This window comes from Flavobacterium sp. RSSA_27 (assembly GCF_051547125.1).
In the GTDB taxonomy this organism is placed as follows: Bacteria; Bacteroidota; Bacteroidia; order Flavobacteriales; family Flavobacteriaceae; genus Flavobacterium.
This window is the reverse complement of record NZ_JBPTTN010000002.1, coordinates 345,935-367,342: the sequence shown is the minus strand read 5'-3', so window position 1 is coordinate 367,342 and position 21,408 is coordinate 345,935. Positions and strand designations below refer to the sequence as shown.

12 protein-coding genes are annotated in these 21,408 nt (G+C 35.4%); 9 read left to right on the top strand and 3 right to left on the bottom strand.

What is annotated here, in order from left to right; genetic code table 11:
• Positions 1–36 precede the first annotated feature (36 nt).
• From ACSVH5_RS04400 to ACSVH5_RS04365, 8 genes are all read left to right on the top strand, one after another.
• Positions 37–3,117: a WD40/YVTN/BNR-like repeat-containing protein gene (locus tag ACSVH5_RS04400; RefSeq protein WP_438060248.1), complete on the top strand. Its 3,081-nt coding sequence runs from the start codon at positions 37–39 to the stop codon at positions 3,115–3,117.
• A 114-nt stretch (positions 3,118–3,231) separates the two neighbouring features.
• On the top strand, positions 3,232–4,185 hold the full coding sequence (locus tag ACSVH5_RS04395) for a Fic family protein (RefSeq protein WP_438060247.1): 954 nt from the start codon (positions 3,232–3,234) through the stop codon (positions 4,183–4,185).
• 119 nt (positions 4,186–4,304) lie between these two features.
• Entirely contained in the window at positions 4,305–7,136 is a 2,832-nt protein-coding gene (gene uvrA, locus ACSVH5_RS04390) for an excinuclease ABC subunit UvrA (protein WP_438060246.1), read from the top strand.
• Positions 7,137–7,184: 48 nt separating this feature from the next.
• On the top strand, positions 7,185–7,913 hold the full coding sequence (locus ACSVH5_RS04385) for a TIGR00730 family Rossman fold protein (protein WP_438060245.1): 729 nt from the start codon (positions 7,185–7,187) through the stop codon (positions 7,911–7,913).
• A gap of 108 nt (positions 7,914–8,021) precedes the next feature.
• Complete coding sequence (locus tag ACSVH5_RS04380; RefSeq protein ID WP_438060244.1) at positions 8,022–10,850, top strand: aminopeptidase; 2,829 nt, start codon at positions 8,022–8,024, stop codon at positions 10,848–10,850.
• 187 nt (positions 10,851–11,037) lie between these two features.
• The gene (locus tag ACSVH5_RS04375) at positions 11,038–13,446 is read left to right on the top strand and encodes an alpha-ketoacid dehydrogenase subunit alpha/beta (protein WP_438060243.1); all 2,409 of its coding nucleotides are present in this window, start codon (positions 11,038–11,040) and stop codon (positions 13,444–13,446) included.
• Positions 13,447–13,558: 112 nt separating this feature from the next.
• On the top strand, positions 13,559–14,239 hold the full coding sequence (locus ACSVH5_RS04370; protein WP_438060242.1) for a peptidoglycan DD-metalloendopeptidase family protein: 681 nt from the start codon (positions 13,559–13,561) through the stop codon (positions 14,237–14,239).
• 2 nt (positions 14,240–14,241) lie between these two features.
• Positions 14,242–14,709: a nuclear transport factor 2 family protein gene (locus tag ACSVH5_RS04365; protein ID WP_438060241.1), complete on the top strand. Its 468-nt coding sequence runs from the start codon at positions 14,242–14,244 to the stop codon at positions 14,707–14,709.
• A gap of 63 nt (positions 14,710–14,772) precedes the next feature.
• Here ACSVH5_RS04365 and ACSVH5_RS04360 read toward each other — a convergent pair whose 3' ends face one another.
• The 3 genes from ACSVH5_RS04360 to hutH are packed head-to-tail and all read right to left on the bottom strand — an operon-like array spanning position 14,773 to position 18,304.
• Positions 14,773–16,065, bottom strand: a complete 1,293-nt coding sequence (locus tag ACSVH5_RS04360; protein WP_438060240.1) for an anion permease — start codon at positions 16,063–16,065, stop codon at positions 14,773–14,775.
• 30 nt (positions 16,066–16,095) lie between these two features.
• Positions 16,096–16,740 carry a DUF47 domain-containing protein gene (locus ACSVH5_RS04355; RefSeq protein ID WP_438060239.1) on the bottom strand — a complete coding sequence of 215 codons (645 nt, stop codon included), beginning with the start codon at positions 16,738–16,740 and terminating at the stop codon, positions 16,096–16,098.
• 49 nt (positions 16,741–16,789) lie between these two features.
• A complete protein-coding gene (hutH, locus tag ACSVH5_RS04350) occupies positions 16,790–18,304 on the bottom strand; it encodes a histidine ammonia-lyase (protein WP_438060238.1) in 1,515 nt (504 codons plus the stop codon).
• Between the two features lie 614 nt (positions 18,305–18,918).
• On the opposite strand from hutH, the gene thrA reads away from it, so the two are divergent.
• Positions 18,919–21,366, top strand: a complete 2,448-nt coding sequence (gene thrA, locus ACSVH5_RS04345) for a bifunctional aspartate kinase/homoserine dehydrogenase I (protein WP_438060237.1) — start codon at positions 18,919–18,921, stop codon at positions 21,364–21,366.
• Positions 21,367–21,408 lie beyond the last annotated feature (42 nt).

Here is a 21,408-nt window from a genome sequence, read left to right as displayed (position 1 = left end):
TGAAAAATAAGGACTTTTTTTAACACACATTTTTATATGAAAAAAACAATTATAGGGGTTGCTTGTTTAGGGCTACTATCAGCAACTAATATGTTTGCACAAGAAAAAATTGTACTAAAAGGCAAAGAACTTTTTGGTGACATACAAGCCAGGCATATTGGACCTGCTTTAATGAGCGGTAGAATTACCGATCTCGAAGTGCATCCTACTAATAATAAAATCGTCTTTGCAGGAACCGCTGGAGGTGGAGTATGGAAAAGTAATAATGGTGGAGCCTCTTTTAATCCCATTTTTGATGAACATATTCAATCTATTGGCTGTGTAGCAATTGATCCTTCGAAACCAGACCAAAATATTTGGGTAGGTACAGGAGAAACTTGGACTAGAAATAGTGTTTCCATGGGAGATGGCATCTACAAATCGACAGATGGAGGTCAGAACTGGAAAAATATGGGGTTACCTAAATCTGACCGAATTAGTTCTATAATAGTTGATCCTAAAAATAGCGATATTGTTTGGGTTGGTGTTCTTGGAGCGTTGTGGGGTGATAGTGAAGAAAGAGGTATTTATAAAACAACAGATGGAGGAACTACTTGGAATAAAGTCCTTTTTGTAGATAACAAAACAGGCTGTTCTGATTTGATTATTGACCCAAATAATAGCGCCATAATGTATGCTTCTTTCTGGGAATTCAGAAGAACTGGCTGGTCGTTCAGCTCAGGTGGTACCAAATCAGCTTTGTATAAAACAACCGATGGAGGAAAAACTTGGAACAAAATCCACACTGGTTTTCCTGCTGGTCAATTGGGTAGAATAGCCATTGCTGTAGCACCTTCGAACTCAAACATTTTATATTCAGTGCTTGAAACAGAAAAAGCAGAATTGAATGGTTTGTATCGCTCTGATGATGCAGGTGCCAATTGGAAACACCTCAATAGTGATTTTGGTTTAGTGGTAAGACCTTTCTATTTTTCAAGAATTACTGTTGATCCAAAAAACCCTGAAATTGTAGTAAAAGGTGGTTTAAGTGGATCCATTAGTAGAGATGGCGGAAAAACCTTCAAAAACCTAGGAAACATGCATTCTGACATCCATGATATCGTTTTTGATATTAATGATAGCAATAGAATGTATTGTGGAACCGATGGTGGTGTTTATAGAAGTTGGGATGGTGCCAATACTATGGAAATGGTTAGCAACATGCCTGTTTCTCAGTTTTACCACGTAAGTATCGACGACAAAGAGCCATTTAATGTGTATGGAGGATTGCAAGATAATGGTTCTTGGTATGGCCCTTCTAAAAGTCCTGGTGGAATAGAATCTAGAGATTGGACAAGAATTGGTCAAGGGGATGGCTTTAGAGTAATTAAACATCCAACCAAAAATATTATTTATAGCGAAATGCAAGGTGCTGAAAACGTTTGGCGTTATAATACCGATACCCAAGAATTAATTACGATTCAGCCATTGGCGGTAAAAGGAGACCCAAAATTGCGTTTCAACTGGAATGCTCCTATGGAGATCAGTAAAAAACAACCTGATCGTTTCTATATGGGAAGTCAGTTCGTACATAAATCAGAAGATATGGGTCGTACATGGACCAAAATCTCACCAGATTTAACGACGAATGATGCATTAAAATACAACACCGAAAAATCAGGAGGATTGTCTGTGGACAATTCTGGTGCAGAGAAACACTGTACTATTTTTACAATTGCCGAGTCTCCATTAAATGAAAAAGTAATTTGGGCAGGTACTGACGACGGTAATGTACAAGTTACCAAAGATGGTGGTAAGACATGGACTAATGTGGTGGCCAATATTAGCGGTTTACCAAAAAACACTTGGTGTTATCACATTGAAGCGAGTACTTTTGGAGAAGGAACAGCCTATGCTGTTTTTGAAGGTCATGCCAAAAATGACTATACACCTTATGCCTACAAAACGACAGATTTTGGAAAAACATGGAAATCTATCATTACTCCTGATGTTGATGGTTTTGTTCGTAACATTCAAGAAGATTTCACCAATGAAAACTTATTGTTCTTAGGTACCGAAAAAGGTTTATACATTACTATAGATGGTGGCGCGAACTGGTCTCATTTCACTAATAAAATGCCTTCTGTTGCCGTACACTATATGGAATTAAGTACTAAAACCAATTCCTTGGTTATGGCAACCCATGGTCGTGGAATTATTATCTTAGATGATATTTCCCCTTTACGTCAAATCAATCAAGACGTTCTTTCTAAAGATGTTCATTTCTTTGATTTGAAACCAGCTGTTATCGAAGAGCAATCCAGTTTTGGAACTACAGCTACCGAATTGGAATTTGTAGGTAGTAATCCATCATCAAGTGCTCAAATCATCTATTACTTGAAAAAAAGACATACATTAGGTAAAATGGATCTTGAAATACAAGACGAACAAGGCAATAAAATTATATCGTTACCAGCAGGCAAACAAAAAGGGATCAATGTTGTAACTTGGGACTACAATATGAAAAACCCAAAAATTGCTGCTGGAAAAACAGTGTCATTTGCAGGATTCACTTCTCCTCGTGTACAAGAAGGTACTTACAAAGTAGTAATGACTAAAGGAAAAGATACTTATACTCATACCTTTAAAGTATTGAACGATCCAAAAAGTAGTATTTCAGCATCGGATAGAGCCAAACAAAAAGAGACTACACGAGAGTTGTTCAACAAAAATGAAGAACTAGCCTATGCAGTATATGAGATTGACGAAACGGTAAAATTATTAGATCAATTAATTGCAAAAAATAAAGGCTTTGCTAAAAATGGTAATAAAATCAAAACTGATTTTGAGAATGTAAAAGCAAAAATGGTAGTTACTACTGGTGATGGCTACGTAGCTTCGGCAGAACCTCAATTGAGAGAGAAACTTGGAGAATTATACGCGGCTGTTGCTGGAAACTTTACAGCACCGTCTCCATCACAATTAGAAAATAAGGAGGCCATTATGCAACGCTTTGATAGCGAAATGAAAGAATTCAAAACCGTTAAAGCTAAAAATGAAGCTACTTATTTAAAACAAGCAAAAGAACAAAACATACCGTTTGTTTTGAAAACCTATGCTGAGTTTGTATCAGAATAAGCCCATTTAAAAGACAATGAATCAAAAACACTAACTTCGGTTAGTGTTTTTTTTTTATTATCGGATAGTACTAATTTTTTTTATATCCGATATTAATTGTATTTTTGTGGGATTATGTGGGATATAAACTTAGGATATAGGGAAGAATTTCAATCAACTTTTGAACGATTGTACCAAAAAAAACAAGATTTGCAAAACAGCAGACCCTTGCCTACCATCGCTTTGAATAAAATCAAAGAAAGTCTATCAATAGAATGGACCTACAATTCCAATAGTATAGAAGGAAACACCTTAACATTAAGAGAAACCCAAATGGTTTTGCAAGAAGGCATCACTATAAAAGGGATTTCTTTAAGAGAACATTTCGAAGCACACAATCACTACAAAGCCATTGATTACCTTTTTTCGATAATCAATGATGATTATGTCTTACGAAGTATTGATATATTATCATTACACGGTCTTGTTTTACGATCTATAGAAGATGATTTCGCAGGCAGATTACGTAATGGAGGGGTTCGCATTTCTGGGGCTAATTTTGTTCCACCTAATGCAAACAAAGTTTCAGATTTACTGGATGAATTGATTGATTTTATTAACACCAACCCTTTACATCTCAACGATATTGAGTTGGCAACCATCTTTCATCACAAATTAGTTTGGATTCATCCTTTTTTTGATGGCAATGGAAGAACAGTTCGTTTGAGTATGAATTTGTTATTGATGCGATGTGGTTTTCCACCAGCAATTATTCTCAAGAACGATAGAAAAAAATACTATGAAGCTCTCAATCAGGCTAACAATGGCAACTATCAAAAACTTATACTCTTGATGAGTCAAGCATTGGAACGAAGTTTGAATATTTACCTTAATGCTATGCCTGATAGTAACAACGACTTTCAGACAATAGCTACTATTGTTAGTGAACCAAGTAGCCCTTACGGACAAGAATATGTTAGTTTATTAGCTCGAACGGGAAAAATAGACGCCTACAAAGAAGGGCGAAATTGGTATACCACCAAAGAAGCCATCGAAGCCTATATAAGCACCAGAAAAAGAAAGCGCTAACCCAAAAAGTTAGCGTTTTTTATGTATCCCTTTTTTAACACAATCTTCGATAGTGTTCTACTAAAAGAATAAATCAAAATAGTAACTTTGCTTCCGACCTATTCGGAATTTGCAAAATTATGCTAGATACAAATACTACCATTGAAGTTCAAGGAGCTCGTGTTCACAACCTAAAAAACATCGACATTGCTATTCCTAGAGAAAAACTCGTTGTCATAACAGGACTTTCGGGTTCAGGAAAATCATCCTTGGCCTTCGATACTATTTATGCCGAAGGACAACGCCGCTATGTAGAAACATTTTCAGCTTATGCCCGACAATTTTTGGGAGGATTAGAACGTCCTGATGTTGATAAAATCGATGGACTTTCTCCTGTAATTGCTATTGAACAAAAAACCACAAGCAAAAGTCCGCGTTCAACTGTTGGAACTATTACTGAAATATATGATTTCTTGCGTTTGTTATATGCTCGTGCCGCCGATGCTTACAGTTATAACACTGGAGAAAAAATGGTTTCCTACTCTGATGAGCAAATAAAAGAGTTGATTATTAAGGATTTTAATGGAAAAAGAATCAACATTTTAGCTCCAATTATTCGATCCAGAAAAGGGCATTATGCAGAACTTTTTCAACAAATCACCAAACAAGGTTTTCTAAAAGTAAGAGTAAATGGCGAAATAGTAGACATTACATCCGGAATGAAACTTGATCGCTACAAAACACACGATATTGAAATTGTAGTGGATAGAATTGCTGTAGACACTTCTGAGGAAACGCAAAAAAGATTATCCGAAAGTATCAATACCGCAATGCATCATGGCGAAAATGTGTTGATGATTTTGGATCAGGACACGAATGAGGTTCGCTTTTTTAGCCGCAATTTGATGTGTCCAACTACTGGAATATCCTATCAAAATCCTGAGCCTAATTTGTTTTCTTTCAACTCCCCAAAAGGAGCTTGCGAACACTGCAACGGGTTAGGAACCATCAATGAAATTAACACCAAAAAAATCATTCCCAATCCAAAGTTATCCATCAAAGCGGGTGGTTTTGCTCCGCTTGGAGAATACAAGTCGTCTTGGATTTTTAAGCAGCTTGAAACTATTGGAGAAAAATTTAATTTCAAAATCACGGACCCCATCGAAAAAATTCCAGCCGAAGCTATGGAAATGATTTTGAACGGTGGTAAAGAAAAATTTGCTGTTCAATCGAAAGATTTGGGTGTAACGAGAGAATATAAAATTGATTTTGAAGGGATTTCACATTTCATCAAAAACCAACACGACGAAAGTGGTTCTACAACTATTAAGCGTTGGGCTAAAGAATTTATGGATGAAATTCCTTGTCCTGTTTGCGAGGGCTCTCGACTTAAAAAAGAAGCCAATTATTTTAGAGTAAATGAAAAGAATATTTCTGAATTGTGTACTATGGACATTTCAGATTTGACCACTTGGTTTTTGGATCTTGAAAATCATTTGACAGACAAACAAAAACGAATTGCAACAGAAGTCATCAAGGAAATCAAAGACAGATTAGCGTTTTTGATGAATGTTGGTTTAAATTATTTGGCGTTGAGTCGAAGCTCAAAATCACTTTCGGGTGGTGAAGCACAGCGTATTCGTTTGGCTACCCAAATTGGCTCGCAATTGGTTGGTGTACTCTATATTTTAGACGAACCTAGTATTGGTTTACACCAAAGAGATAATGAAAAATTGATTCATTCGCTTGAACAATTGCGTGATATTGGCAATTCGGTTTTGGTCGTTGAGCACGACAAAGATATGATTGAACGTGCCGATTATGTAATTGATATTGGTCCAAAAGCAGGAAAATATGGAGGAGAAATCATCAGTATTGGAACACCACAAGAAACCTTAGCATCCAATACTATAACTGCTCAGTATTTGAATGGAACAATGAAATTTGATATTCCCAAAAAGCGCAGAACTGGCAATGGAAAATTTCTGAAATTAACTGGAGCGACTGGAAACAATCTAAAAAATGTTTCTATAGAAATTCCATTGGGACAAATGATTTGTGTAACAGGTGTTTCGGGGAGTGGAAAATCGACTTTAATCAACGAGACCCTCTACCCTATTCTGAATGCTTATTATTTTAACGGAGTCAAAAAACCACAACCTTATAAAAAGATTGAAGGTTTGGAACATATCGATAAAGTAATTGATATTGACCAAAGTCCAATTGGAAGAACACCTCGTTCCAATCCTGCAACTTATACCGAAGTTTTCACCGAAATTCGCAATTTGTTTACAATGACTTCTGAAAGTATGATTCGGGGATACAAAGCGGGACGTTTTAGTTTTAATGTAAAAGGAGGACGTTGCGAAACCTGCGAAGGCTCTGGTGTTCGAACCATCGAAATGAACTTTTTACCTGATGTGTATGTAGAATGCGAAAGCTGTCAAGGGAAGCGTTTTAATAGAGAAACCCTTGAAATTCGTTACAAGGGCAAGTCGATTTCGGATGTTTTGGATATGACAATTGATGAAGCAGTACCGTTTTTTGAAAACATCCCAAAAATATATAGAAAAGTCAAAACCTTACAAGATGTTGGTTTGGGTTATATCACTTTGGGACAACAAAGCACTACGCTTTCTGGTGGAGAGGCGCAACGTATTAAACTAGCGGGTGAATTGTCTAAAAAAGATACAGGAAATACTTTTTACATTTTAGATGAACCGACTACAGGTTTGCATTTTGAGGATATTCGGGTGTTGATGGATGTGATTAATCGATTGGTGGATAAAGGAAACACCGTTTTGATTATCGAGCACAATATGGACGTCATTAAACTCGCCGATTATATCATTGACATTGGTCCAGAAGGCGGAAAAAGTGGCGGACAGCTTGTAGCCAAAGGAACACCTGAGGAAATTAGTAATGTAAAAAAGAGTTATACAGGTCATTTTTTAAAGAAAGAATTGGTATAATTCCCCTTCTTTGGAGGGGAAATAAAAAAATAGCTAAAATTAAAAATTATGAAATTAGAAGATTTTGATAACGACGAGGACAAAGTGATTCAAGACAAATTGAAACGCAAAACGTGGAATGAAATTCGTACGAATGATAGCTGGGCGATTTTCAAAATTATGTCCGAATTCGTAAATGGATACGAAACGATGAGTCGAATTGGGCCTTGTGTTACAATTTTTGGTTCGGCACGTCTAAAACCTGACACTCCTTACTATTTATTGGCTGAGAAAATTGCTTATAAAATTAGCAAAGCAGGTTACGGCATCATCACGGGTGGCGGGCCTGGAATTATGGAGGCTGGAAATAAGGGCGCTCATTTAGGCGGCGGAACTTCGGTTGGTTTGAATATCGAATTGCCGTTTGAGCAACATTTCAATCCGTATATTGACCACGACAAGAACCTGAATTTTGACTATTTCTTCGTTCGCAAAGTAATGTTTGTAAAATACTCTCAAGGATTTGTAGTTATGCCAGGTGGTTTTGGTACTATGGATGAACTATTTGAAGCTATTACTTTGATTCAGACAAAAAAAATTGGGAAGTTCCCGATTATTTTGGTAGGAACTAGTTTCTGGTCGGGTTTGATTGATTGGATTAAAAGTGTATTGGTGGAAAGAGAACATACCATTAGCGAAGAAGATTTAGACTTATTCAAACTAGTGGATACCGAAGATGAAGTATTGGATGTACTCGATAAATTTTACAAGAAATATGATTTAAGTCCGAATTTTTAATAGAAAAGCTGTCTAAACGACAGTTTTTTTGTGTAAACCTATTTCGATTACTCTTAGAAATCGTATTTTTATAATCCTACAATCACTTTTTAAACGACACGTTTTTTGATGCGCCACTTCACTATTTTATTAACTTTGACACTCCTTTTTTTATCGCTTTCGATAAGAGGACAGCATCATTCAAAGCTTACTGCTGTGGTGAATTGGAATAAAAAAACACTCGATGTATCACAAGAAATTTTATATTTTAATGATAGCAATGACACCATAAAAAGTATTATTTTAAACGATTGGAATCATGCCTATTCAGATATTTCAACTCCTTTAGGCAAACGATTTTCAGATGAATTTTATAGGGGTTTTCATTTGTCAAAAAAAGAAGAGCGAGGAGGTACTTTTAACTTGGTTATAAAAGAAGCCAATCAAGAAGAAATGGCTTGGCATCGGCTGGATAATAAACCTGATCTTATCGAATTGAAGCTAAAAAAACCCTTATATCCTAAGCAAAGTATTGCTTTAGAACTTAACTATATTTCAAAGATTCCGAATGATCGATTTACAGGAATTGGATATTCTGCTCAAAAAATGAATTTGAAAGATTGGTTCCTTTCTCCTGCTAGATACAACAATCATCAATTCATTCAAAACAGCAATGTCAATTTAGAAGATATTGCAAATGCTAGTAGTTCCTATGAACTTACCTTAAAAGTACCTTTACATTACCCGGTGACTTCAGATTTAAAAATAGAGAAGGTAATCACTGAAGGTAACAGTACTACTTACTATTTGAATGATTTCAATAGAATAAGTTTTAGTCTATTCATTGAAGCAAAAAATAGCTTTTCTAATTACAAGAACGATTCACTAGACATTTATACTAATCTTACAGACAAAGGAATAGATCCTATTCAAAAAGCACTTATTATCGACCGAATTGCTCATTTTGCAAAAAACACCATTGGAACTTATGCTTTGGATAAAATTACTGTATCCCAATCAGACTATGAACATAACCCTTTTTATGGTTTGAATCAATTGCCTTCATTTTTGAGTCCTTTTAGTAATGAGTTCATTTTTGAATTGCAATTTTTAAAAACCTTCTTAAACAATTATTTAAAAAATAGTCTAAGGTTAGATCAAAGAAAGGATAATTGGATTTTTGATGGAATACAAGTTTATACTATGATGAATTACATCGATACTTTTCATCCAAAAAGTAAAATGTTAGGCAACATTGGTACTATAAAATTACTTAAAAACTACACCATCGCCAATCTTGATTTTAATGATCAATTTAGCTACTACTATATGCTTATCGCTAGAAAAAATTTGGATCAAGCCTTGAGTGATCCGAAAAATTCATTGATCAAATTCAATGAACAAATTGCAAGTAAATATAGAGCTGGATTGAGTTTTAGATATTTGAATGATTACTTAAAACAAGATGTGGTACCCTCAAGCATAACCACTTTTTTTGAATTATGCAAAACCAAACTCAGCAATGGTGATGATCTAAAAAACATACTTCAATCTAAAAGTTCCAAAAACATAGATTGGTTTTTTGAAACTATTGTGGGTTCTAGGAAATTGATAGATTACAAATTCAATACGGTAACGAAAACCAAAGACAGTATTCGGTTTTCCATCAAAAGCAAGACAGACGTTTATGTTCCTGTCCCAATTTATGGTACCAAAAAGGGCGAAATTGTTTTTAGTCAATGGCTTGACATCCCTCAAAATACTGACACCCTATACACAATTCCTAGAGCCAATATTGAAAAATTAATTTTAAATTTAAACAATGAAGTACCTGAATTTAATTTGAGAAATAATTGGAAAAAAATAGATGGTTTTTTTCCAAACAATCGCCCAATCAAGTTTGTTTTTTTAAAGGATTTAGAGGATCCTTATTATAATCAAGTACTTTATAGTCCTGTTCTTGGGTTTAATATATATGATGGTTTTTCTCCTGGTATTCGTTTTCACAATAAAACCATTCTTAACAAGCCATTTACTTTCGATTTAAGTCCGATGTACTCCATTAAAGCACAAACATTTTCGGGTTCAGGATTTTTTGTAGTCAATCAAAATAATCGTGATAGTAGGCTATACAATATACGTTACTCACTTGGGGCTTCTTACTTTCATTATGCTCCCGATGCCACGTATCTTCGGCTTAATCCTATGGTTCAAATGCAGATCAGAAGTCAGGATTTAAGAGACAATCGAAAACAACTTGTGGTAATTCGTCATGTTGTGGTTGATCGAGAAAAAAGTACTATAGTTTCGGATAATTCTCAACTCAATTATTCTGTTTTTAATGCAAAATATATCAATTCGAAAACAGAAATCACCAATCATCTAAGCTTTACATCCGATTTACAATTGGCCAAAGAATTTGGAAAAGCATCTGTTGAAGTAGATTATAGAAAATTATTTAGTGGTAATCGCCAACTAAACCTAAGGCTTTTTACTGGTCGATTTTTGTACAATACAGCTACGAGTACTGATTTTTTTAGTTTCGCATTAGACCGTCCTACTGATTATTTATTTGATTATAATTATTACGGTCGTTCTGAGAGTTCTGGATTTTTTAGCCGTCAATTTATTTTAGCCGAAGGTGGGTTTAAATCCAAACTCAATACACCTTATGCTAATCAATGGTTGACTAGTTGCAACGCTAGCTTCAATGTTTGGAATTGGATTGAGCTATATGGTGATGCAGGTTTAGTCAAAAATAGAGGTACACAGGCACAATTTGTTTACGACAGTGGCGTTCGATTAAATTTACTGACGGATTATTTTGAACTTTTTTTCCCGATACATTCCAGCAATGGTTGGGAAATAGGACAAGCCAATTATCATCAAAAAATTCGCTTTGTAATTACATTTGACCCAAGTAAACTAATCAATCTATTTACAAGAAAATGGTTTTAAAACCACTCAAATATCGACACAAAACTAACAATAAATCATTTTTTTAATAAATACATTCGATATATTGCAATAACAAGCCCTATATAAATGCTTTTGATTGAAAATAATTTAATTTTATTTTATGCAACGAATTATGAAAATCGCTTGTTTTTAAGTAAGTTTGCATAAATTTTCTATCCACATCATCATGGTAAAAGAACAACACAACACTACACTAACATTTGAAGATTTCAAAACCGAAGTCCTTAACGATTATAAAATCGCCATTACCAGTCGTGAATGTAGTCTTTTAGGACGCAAAGAAGTACTTACAGGGAAAGCCAAATTTGGCATCTTTGGTGATGGAAAAGAAGTCCCGCAATTGGCCATGGCCAAAGCCTTCCAAAATGGAGATTTTCGCTCTGGATATTACAGAGATCAAACCTTTATGATGGCAATTGGTGAATTAAATCCATTACAATTTTTTGCAGGCCTATACGGTCATACCGATATTACCCATGATCCAATGTCAGGAGGAAGACAAATGGGAGGACATTTTGCTACACATAGTTTGAATGAAGATGGTTCGTGGAAAAACTTAACCGTACAAAAAAATTCAAGCCCAGATATTTCTCCAACAGCTGGACAAATGCCAAGATTATTAGGATTAGCGCAAGCTTCTAAAATTTATAGAAATGTACCAGGCATAAAAAACAGTTCTAATTTCTCTAAAAACGGTAACGAAATCGCTTGGGGAACCATTGGAAATGCAAGTACATCCGAAGGTTTATTTTTTGAAACCATCAATGCCGCTGGAGTTTTACAAGTACCTATGGTCATGAATGTGTGGGATGATGAATACGGTATTTCGGTTCATGCCAAACACCAAACCACCAAAGAAAATATTTCTGAAATATTAAAAGGTTATCAAAGAGATGAACATGGAAACGGTTACGAAATTTTTAGAGTCAAAGGATGGGATTATGCAGAATTGATTACAACATATGAAAAAGCTGCAACCATTGCCCGAGAAGAACATGTACCCGTTTTAATTCATGTACAAGAATTGACACAACCTCAAGGCCACTCTACTTCGGGCTCTCACGAACGCTATAAAAACAGTGAGCGCTTGGCTTGGGAAAAAGAATTTGATTGTTTAAGACAAATGCGTTTGTGGATGATTGCAATCAATATCGCTTCCCCAGAAGAATTGGATACCATTGATGCAGAAGCCAAAAAAGAAGTTTTAGAAGCCAAAAAAGAAGCTTGGAATAACTTCATACAACCCATAATCAATGAACAAAAAGAGCTAATTAGCTTATTGGAACAATTAGCACCTTCAAGCATCAATAAAGATTTCATCTTAAAACATGTTACTGATTTAAAAGCCATTAAAAACCCATTAAAAAAGGAAATTTTAATTGCAGCTAGAAAATCATTGCGATTGCTAATCAATCAAAAAGGACATGCTGAATTAGCACAATGGATAGCAGCTTATATCAATACAACACAACCAAAATTCAGCAGTAATCTTCACTCTGAATCTAAATTCAATATCCAATCGGTACAAAAAGTAGCGCCAACGTATAACGAAAATGCGCCAGCTGATACCGACGGAAGAATGATTTTGCGTGATAACTTCGATGCTCTTTTTCACAAATATCCTGAGGTTTTAATATTTGGAGAAGATGCCGGTGCTATTGGTGACGTGAACCAAGGATTGGAAGGAATGCAAGAAAAATATGGAGAATTACGTGTTGCCGATACAGGTATTCGTGAAGCTACCATACTAGGTCAAGGGATTGGTATGGCATTAAGAGGATTACGTCCTATCGCAGAAATTCAATACTTAGATTACTTACTGTATGCTATTCAAATTATGAGTGATGACTTAGCTACATTGCAATACCGCACCGTTGGGAAACAAAAAGCGCCACTTATTGTGCGAACTCGTGGTCATCGTTTAGAAGGAATTTGGCATTCTGGATCTCCAATGGGAATGATTATCAATGCTGTAAGAGGAATGCATGTTTTGGTTCCAAGAAACATGACACAAGCTGCAGGATTTTACAATGCACTCTTAGAATGTGATGAACCAGCTTTAGTGATTGAATGTCTAAATGGTTACCGTTTGAAAGAAGTAGCCCCAAATAATTATGGTGAATTCAAAACACCAATTGGAGTAGTTGAAACACTGAAAGAAGGAACAGACATCACTTTGGTATCTTACGGTTCAACTTTGCGTTTGGTACAACAAGCCGCTAACGAACTTTTAGAAGTAGGTATCAATTGTGAAGTTATCGATGTGCAATCTTTACTTCCATTTGACTTGAATCATGATATTGTAAAAAGTTTAGCAAAAACCAATCGCCTTTTAATCATCGACGAAGATGTTCCAGGTGGTGCTTCGGCTTATCTTTTACAACAAATAACAGAAATACAAGATGGTTACAAATACTTAGACAGTAAGCCTGAAACACTTACCGCCAAAGCACATCGACCTGCCTATGGAACTGATGGTGATTATTTCTCAAAACCATCTGCAGAGGATATCTTCGAAAAAGTGTACAGTATGATGCACGAAAGTAATCCTATTAAATTTCCTAGTTTATACTAAAAAATAAACACTTATAAAAAAATGCCGTTTCGAAAAGGAACGGCATTATTATTTATAAAATAAACATTTTGTGCTAAACTTTTTATTATTTTTAAAGTTCAATACAAAAGAAATGACCTCACTTGAACAAGTACTTCAAAAAATCGAAGGCATAAAAGTAATTGCCCCCTCAATACCTTACTCTTCCTATGTTGCCTTAGATTTATCCATTTACAATCAAGAATTAATGAACCAAAATCTGTCCACTGCTACTGATTTTGAAAATTATATCGAAAACTATTTAAAGGAAAATCAAGCTATCATCGCTTATGGTGGTTATAATGAAACTAGAAACTTATACAAAAGAAGTCAAGTCTTCAATACTTCAGAGGAAGAAGAACGCAATATACACATTGGCTTAGATTTATGGACAACCGCAAACACTCCTATCCTAGCCGCTTTGGATGGAAAAATTCACAGCTTTCAATTCAATAATCAATTGGGAGATTATGGTCCAACTATTATTCTAGAACATAAAGTTGACAACCATCATTTCTACACTTTATACGGACACTTGTCCCTAGAGAGCATTCAAAAACTATCTAAAGGACAAATTGTAAAAAAAGGAGAACAGATAGCAATATTAGGAAAGTCTAGCGTAAATGGCGATTATGCACCTCATTTGCATTTTCAAATCATAAAAGACATCCAAAACAAAGAAGGAGATTACCCTGGAGTTTGTAGCTTAAGCACACAGGCGTTTTACTTATCCAATTGTCCAGATCCTAATTTATTATTAAAAATCAACACCTAATCATGCATACAAACGAACAACTCATCCATAAATTCTATACTGCATTTCAAAATAACGACCCTCTTACCATGAAACAATGTTATCATCCCGATATTCAATTTCGTGATCCCGCATTTGGACTTTTGAAAGGCGAACAAGCAAATATGATGTGGAAAATGCTTTTAGAGAGAGCCAAGGGAAACATCAAAATAGCGTATACTGATGTCAAAGCAGATGAAATCTATGGTATAGCAAAATGGGTTGCACAATATACCTTCTCTCAAACTAACAGAAAAGTGGTTAATTATATCGCTGCCGAATTCCAATTCAAAGACGGGCTTATTTACAAACATACCGACAATTTCAATGTTTGGAAATGGTCGCAACAAGCCTTGGGATGGAAAGGATTTTTATTAGGATGGACAGGATTTTTTCAGAAAAAAATTCAAGAGAAAGCACTGTATTCATTACAAAAATACAGTGAAAAGTAAACCCATAAAAAAAAGGTCTATTAAGAAAAACTTCTTCATAGACCTTTTTAATTTTATTTAATTCTACAAAAAGATACTCAGTATATAATACGTAATCGCTGCTAGTAAAGCCGAAATTGGAATGGTTAAAACCCAAGCCCACAACAAACTAACTGTTACTCCCCAACGAACTGCAGAAACTCTTTTGGTCAATCCCACACCAATAATAGAACCCGTAATGGTATGTGTGGTACTTACTGGAATTTTAAGATGCTCTGTAAAATATAAAGTCAATGCACCGGCGGTTTCAGCAGCAACTCCTTCGAATGAGGATACTTTAGTGATTTTAGACCCCATTGTTTTCACAATTTTCCAACCACCACTCAAGGTACCTGCAGCGATAGCAGAATAACACGCTAACGGAATCCAAGAAGGCATTGCGCCTTTTATGCCTTTATCATCATTTGGCAAAATTACATTCAACCAATCGGGTAAAGATTCTTGAGCGACACCACTGGTATGAATATACACTGCCACAGCTGCTGCAATAATTCCCATTACTTTTTGAGAATCATTCCCTCCATGTCCTAAACTAAAAGCTGCAGAAGACAACAATTGAAACTTTTTTAGCCATGAATTTGCTTGATGAATATTTAGGCTACTAAAAACCAAACAAAAGGTACTAATTGATAAAATTATAAAAGCAACTAACAACCATTTGATATTATGCGCTTCTAAAGCAACACTCCAAAATTCTGAAGAAGGGAATCTCGGTTTTTCAATATCAGCAAAATACTTCATTTGTTTTTCAACAAACCAAACAGTTACTGCCATTATTGACAAGGTAAAGATTTTTGGATAAATGCTTTTCTTGGAAGAATTTAACAACCAAATGGATATCAAATAGGAAATCAAAGCTCCCAACAAAGGCGCTAAAACGATAAATGCAATAACGATTAAAACCCCTGAAGGTAAGCCTCCATCTTTTCCTTCTTTGAACCAAGTCACCACGCCAAATCCAGCATGAGCTATGGCTGCACCCGCAAATCCTCCAATTAAAGTATGAGAGGAACTCGATGGAATCCCCAACCACCATGTTAGTAAATTCCAACAAATCGCCGCTATAACCCCAGCCAAAATCACTACAAGATTTATATCCATTGTGCTTGCAGTCTTTGCAACTGTGTCAGCTACTCCAAAACCAAATACCCAGTAAGCTAAAAAGTTAAAAAAAGCTGCCCACAATACCGCTTGAAATGGAGAAAGTACCTTTGTAGCGACTACGGTAGCAATTGCATTAGCAGCATCATGAAAACCATTGATGTAATCAAAGATTAAGGCTAAAACAATGATAATTATTAATAAAGTAAATTCCATAATTGTATTTTCTATAAGGAATAAATAAGTTTATGAGTGTTTTACTGTGATGGATTCCAAAACACTAGCTACACTCTTACATTTATCCGTAGCAGTTTCTAATACAGAAAGTACTTCTTTGTATTTAATAATATTTTTTACATCAGTTTCGTTTTCAAAAATTTCAAAAACAGCTTTATTGTAAACGTTATCCGACTTGTTTTCTAATTTATTGATTTTTGCACAAGCCGTAGTAATGGTTTTCATTCGTTCTAAATTTTTCAACTCTTTTACAGCAGTGTCGATGTGTTGACAAGCCTCAAGGTTGATTTCGGTCAATTTACGAATAGATTTTGTGATTTTATCTACTTGATACAAACGCATTCTACTAGCTGCGCCATGCAAATTATCCGCTACGTTATCAATTGAAGTAATTAAAGAGTGGATATCTTCTCTATCAAATGGAGTAATAAAGTTTCTACTTAATTCTAAGTTAGTTTGACGTGTTAAGTCTTCCCCACGTTGTTCTAATTCATCAATTTTTAAAAACAAAACTTCTCTTTCTTTTAGAGGTAAGTTCACCGCTTCGTGTAAGTTAGAAGCCAATTCAATTAAGTTGCTTGATGCCTCTTCAAATAAAGGAAAAAACTTTTTGTCCTTTGGTACTAAAAATTGGAAAACACTATTTAATGTCATTTTATAAGGATTTAGAATTGCAAAATTAGTTCATTATTTTAAGCGAATGTTAATTTAACGTTAACAAATCGTCTTCGACTTGAAAACTATTCAGAAACGAAATTGTTTTTTCAATATCGTAATGCAATATTCTATCTTCGCTTACAAAAGGAACTTCTTCACGGTAAGAAGCTAAAAACATTTCAATGAATTCACTTGACTGCAAAGGCCTTCTAAATTCAATAGCCTGAGAGGCATTCATTAATTCTATTGCCAAAATACGCTCAAGATTATCCATAATTCGCAAGCATTTTGTCGCTCCGTTCGCCCCCATACTCACATGATCTTCTTGTCCATTACTTGACACAATACTATCTATACTTGATGGAGTAGCCAATTGTTTGTTCTGGCTGGCAATACTAGCTGCAGTATACTGTGGAATCATAAAACCAGAATTCAACCCAGGATTGTCAACCAAAAAGGCTGGAAGATTGCGTAAGCCCGAAATCAACTGATAAGTTCTTCTTTCTGAAATACTTCCCAATTCAGCCAAAGCAATCGCCATAAAATCTAAAGCCAATGCTAATGGTTGTCCATGGAAATTTCCACCAGAAATGATCTGATCACTCTCGATAAAAATATTGGGATTATCAGTAACCGAATTGATTTCGGTTTTAAATACTTTTTTCACATACTCCATAGCGTCTTTTGAAGCGCCGTGCACTTGTGGAATACAGCGGAACGAATAAGGATCTTGCACATGCGTTTTTGTATGAGCAATAATTTGGCTTCCTTCTAAAAAATCTTGCATCCTTTGTGCGGTCACAATCTGACCTTTATGAGGACGAATAAAATGAATCAATTCATTAAAAGGTTCTATGCGTCCGTCAAAAGCTTCTAATGAAATCGCACTGATTAAATCGGCAAAATAGGAGAATTTATAAGCCTTAATTAAAATATGAGCACCATAAGCCGCCATAAATTGTGTACCGTTCAACAACGCCAAACCTTCTTTGGATTGTAAAACGATAGGCTCCCATTTAAAAGCAGCTAAGACCTCACTGGAGTGGACTTTTTTTCCGTCAAAATACACCTCTCCCTCTCCAAGTAACGGCAAAGACAAATGCGCTAAAGGAGCTAGATCTCCGGAAGCACCTAATGATCCCAAGGTATATACTACAGGGTAAATTCCGTTGTTATAAAAGTCAACCAAACGCTCTACGGTTTGCAATTGCACTCCTGAATGGCCATAACTCAAGGATTGAATTTTAAGCAACAGCATCAATTGAACGATTGCTGTAGGCACTTCGTCACCTGAACCACAAGCGTGCGATTTGACTAAATTCTCTTGAAGTTTAGATAAATTTTCATTGGAAATTTTGACATTGCACAAAGACCCAAAGCCCGTGTTAATCCCATAAATTGGAGCGGTATGTGTGGCCATTTTTTTATCCAAGAAATCCCTACATTTCTGAATGTTAACTTTGGCCTCTTCAGACAAAGCAATGGTTTTTTGAAAAGTTATAATCTCTTGAAGTACTTCAAAAGTAAGGAGTTCGGTAGAAATATAATGCGTATTATCCATTTTAAGAATCGTTTAAGCACCAAAATTGAATAAATTCACATTAAAAAGCAACTGAAAATAGAAATAATTAAAAAGACTAAAAGCATTTAACAGTTTTTAAAATTTCAAATTCAAATTCTTATCCAATCCCTTTCCATAGATGTCAATTGTTCCCAAAAACTTCAAAAAAAAGCCAACATCTTGTTTTACTTCCTATCTACTTGTCGGCTATTTTTCTTTTTTAACACCAAACATAACTAACTACCCTATAGAAATACTATGCTAAAAAAAACAAAAATCATATTTATTACCCACTAAAAATAAAAAAAGCGTGATTTTAAGATAATTAATGAAGTGTTTTTAAAAAATTCGTAAAAAGACTCCAGCATTCTCCATCTTTACAAAAAAAATGTACTTTTGAAAAATCAAAATGGAAAAAAATAACAGCACATACTCACCACAACTAACAACGCCAACCGGGGTTGCTTTTGCTGTTACCACTACTTCAACTACCACTACTACCCTTTAGGGGTATACTTTAGTACATATCATCCGATTTTTATCCCATCTATTGTATAGAAAATAGCGTTATGGGAGACAGCAAACTTTAGCATTCAATTAAACAAAAATATACCATGAGAGTATTAAAATTTGGCGGGACTTCAGTAGCCAATGCCGATAATATCAAATTAGTTTTAGCCATCATTTCGCAAAAAGCCGAAAAAGAACCTTTAGTAGTCGTCGTATCAGCTTTAAGCAAAGTAACCGATTTACTACAACTAGCCGCTTCAAAAGCGGCACAAAACGACGAAAGCTTTAGAGACATTGTTTTAGAAATAGAAAAAAAACACCTAGATACCTTAAAACAATTAATTCCTGTTAGCGAACAAAGTGCTTTATTAAGTCACGTCAAACGCATCATCAATCGCTTAGAAACCTTGTTGGATGGTTGTTTTTTGTTGGGTGAATTATCTCCTAGAACTTCGGACACCATATTGAGTTTTGGAGAAGTATTATCTTCATTTATCATAGCCGAGGCTTTGAAACAAAACCTAAAAAGCACCAATTATAAAGACAGTCGCGAACTCATTAAAACCAATGCTAGTTTTGGAAAAGCAAGTGTGAATTTTGAAGTAAGCAATCGTCTCATCCAAAATTACTTTGCAACAAATGATTCTAAAGTAGTGCTCCTTCCCGGATTTATTGCAGCTACTGAGGATGGCATCACTACTACTCTAGGACGTGGCGGCTCGGATTATTCGGCTGCAATTCTTGCAAGCGCATTAGCAGTTGATGAACTAGAAATTTGGACAGATGTAAACGGTATGTATACTGCAAATCCAAAACTCGTAAAACAAGCACAACCCATTGCCTCTATCTCATATCAAGAAGCTATGGAGTTGTCTCATTTTGGAGCTAAAGTTTTATATCCACCTACTATTCAGCCAGTATTACAGCAAAATATTCCTATATGGATCAAAAACACTTTTGAACCCCAAGCTGAAGGAACTTTAATTTCCAATTCGGTTACTACCAATGGATCTCCTGTAAAAGGTATCAGTCACATCGACAACATCACCTTGGTTACGCTTGAAGGCTCTGGAATGATTGGTGTAGCGGGTTCTTCCAAACGTCTTTTTGAAGTACTTTCGAATGAAAACATCAATGTTATCTTTATCACACAGGCTTCATCGGAGCATTCCATCTGTATTGGTATTCAAAATTCCGATGCAGAAATTGCCGAAACCGCCATCAACAAAGCCTTCGAAATAGAAATTGCTCAAAACAAAGTTGACCCTTGCATCGTTGAAAAAAACCTATGCATTATTGCTTTGGTTGGTGAAAACATGAAAAATCACCAAGGACTAAGCGGACGCATGTTTAGTACACTAGGAAAAAACAATGTCAATATTCGCGCCATCGCACAAGGCGCTTCTGAGAGAAACATTTCGGTAGTCATCAACGAAAGAGATGTCAAGAAAGCATTAAATACGTTGCACGAAAACTTCTTTGAAGAAAACACCAAACAACTCAACTTGTTCGTTATGGGTGTAGGGAACGTTGGAGGAAAATTTATGGAGCAAATGCACCAACAAAAGAAATTTTTAAAAGAAAATCTAAAAATCAATTTACGTGTCATTGCTGTTTCCAATTCTAGAAAAATGCATTTTGATGAAGAAGGCATGTCGCTCAAAGAGTGGTCGTCGCTTTTAGCAAATGGCGAACCTGCAAATGCCGAGACTTTTATTGCTAAAGTAAAAGAACTCAATTTGCGCAACAGTATATTTGTTGATAGCACAGCCAATGAAAATGTCTCTAAGCTGTATGAACAATTTTTGAGACAAAACGTAGCGGTAGTGACTTGCAACAAAATTGCTTGTTCATCGGCCTATGCCAAGTATCAAAACCTTAAAAATTTATCACGAAAATACAATGCTCCTTTCTTATTTGAAACCAATGTAGGTGCTGGATTACCAATTATTGACACAGTCAAAAACTTAGTTGCATCAGGCGACAAAGTGCACAAAATTCAAGCGGTTTTATCCGGAAGTTTGAATTTCATTTTTAATAATTTCGGTCCAAATTATTCTTTTCATGATGTAGTAAAAGAAGCAGGCGTTCAAGGATTCACAGAGCCCGATCCAAAAATCGATTTGAGCGGAGTTGATGTAGCGAGAAAAATTTTAATTCTTATACGAGAAAGCGGGTATCAAATGGAAATTGAAGACATTGAAAACGTTTCATTCTTACCAGAGGAATGCATGAAGACTACCAATAATGATGATTTTTTCAAATCACTTCTTACAAATGCCACCCATTTTGAGCAATTGTTAAAAGAAGCAAACGAAAAAGAATCCCGTCTCAAATTTGTTGCCCAATTCGAAAACGGCAAAGCCCATGTCGGATTGCAATGCATCGCCAAAGACCATCCTTTTTATAACTTAGAAGGAAAAGACAATATCGTGTTATTCTACACCGATCGCTATGTAGACCAACCTTTATTGATTAAAGGCGCTGGCGCAGGTGCCGCTGTTACTGCTTCAGGGATTTTTGCCGATGTCATTCGAATTGGAAATGTGTAAAAAGAGTTACTGAGACACTAAAGTTCCTTAGCCTCTAAGACA

What these genes read in the sequence shown, in the direction of transcription:
- ACSVH5_RS04395 (WP_438060247.1), top strand. Translation starts at nt 3,232, where the DNA reads ATGTGGGATATAAACTTAGGATATAGGGAAGAATTTCAATCAACTTTT.
- hutH (WP_438060238.1), bottom strand. Translation starts at nt 18,304, where the DNA reads ATGGATAATACGCATTATATTTCTACCGAACTCCTTACTTTTGAAGTA.
- ACSVH5_RS04365 (WP_438060241.1), top strand. Translation starts at nt 14,242, where the DNA reads ATGCATACAAACGAACAACTCATCCATAAATTCTATACTGCATTTCAA.
- ACSVH5_RS04375 (WP_438060243.1), top strand. Translation starts at nt 11,038, where the DNA reads ATGGTAAAAGAACAACACAACACTACACTAACATTTGAAGATTTCAAA.
- ACSVH5_RS04370 (WP_438060242.1), top strand. Translation starts at nt 13,559, where the DNA reads ATGACCTCACTTGAACAAGTACTTCAAAAAATCGAAGGCATAAAAGTA.
- uvrA (WP_438060246.1), top strand. Translation starts at nt 4,305, where the DNA reads ATGCTAGATACAAATACTACCATTGAAGTTCAAGGAGCTCGTGTTCAC.
- ACSVH5_RS04360 (WP_438060240.1), bottom strand. Translation starts at nt 16,065, where the DNA reads ATGGAATTTACTTTATTAATAATTATCATTGTTTTAGCCTTAATCTTT.
- ACSVH5_RS04385 (WP_438060245.1), top strand. Translation starts at nt 7,185, where the DNA reads ATGAAATTAGAAGATTTTGATAACGACGAGGACAAAGTGATTCAAGAC.
- thrA (WP_438060237.1), top strand. Translation starts at nt 18,919, where the DNA reads ATGAGAGTATTAAAATTTGGCGGGACTTCAGTAGCCAATGCCGATAAT.
- ACSVH5_RS04380 (WP_438060244.1), top strand. Translation starts at nt 8,022, where the DNA reads ATGCGCCACTTCACTATTTTATTAACTTTGACACTCCTTTTTTTATCG.
- ACSVH5_RS04400 (WP_438060248.1), top strand. Translation starts at nt 37, where the DNA reads ATGAAAAAAACAATTATAGGGGTTGCTTGTTTAGGGCTACTATCAGCA.
- ACSVH5_RS04355 (WP_438060239.1), bottom strand. Translation starts at nt 16,740, where the DNA reads ATGACATTAAATAGTGTTTTCCAATTTTTAGTACCAAAGGACAAAAAG.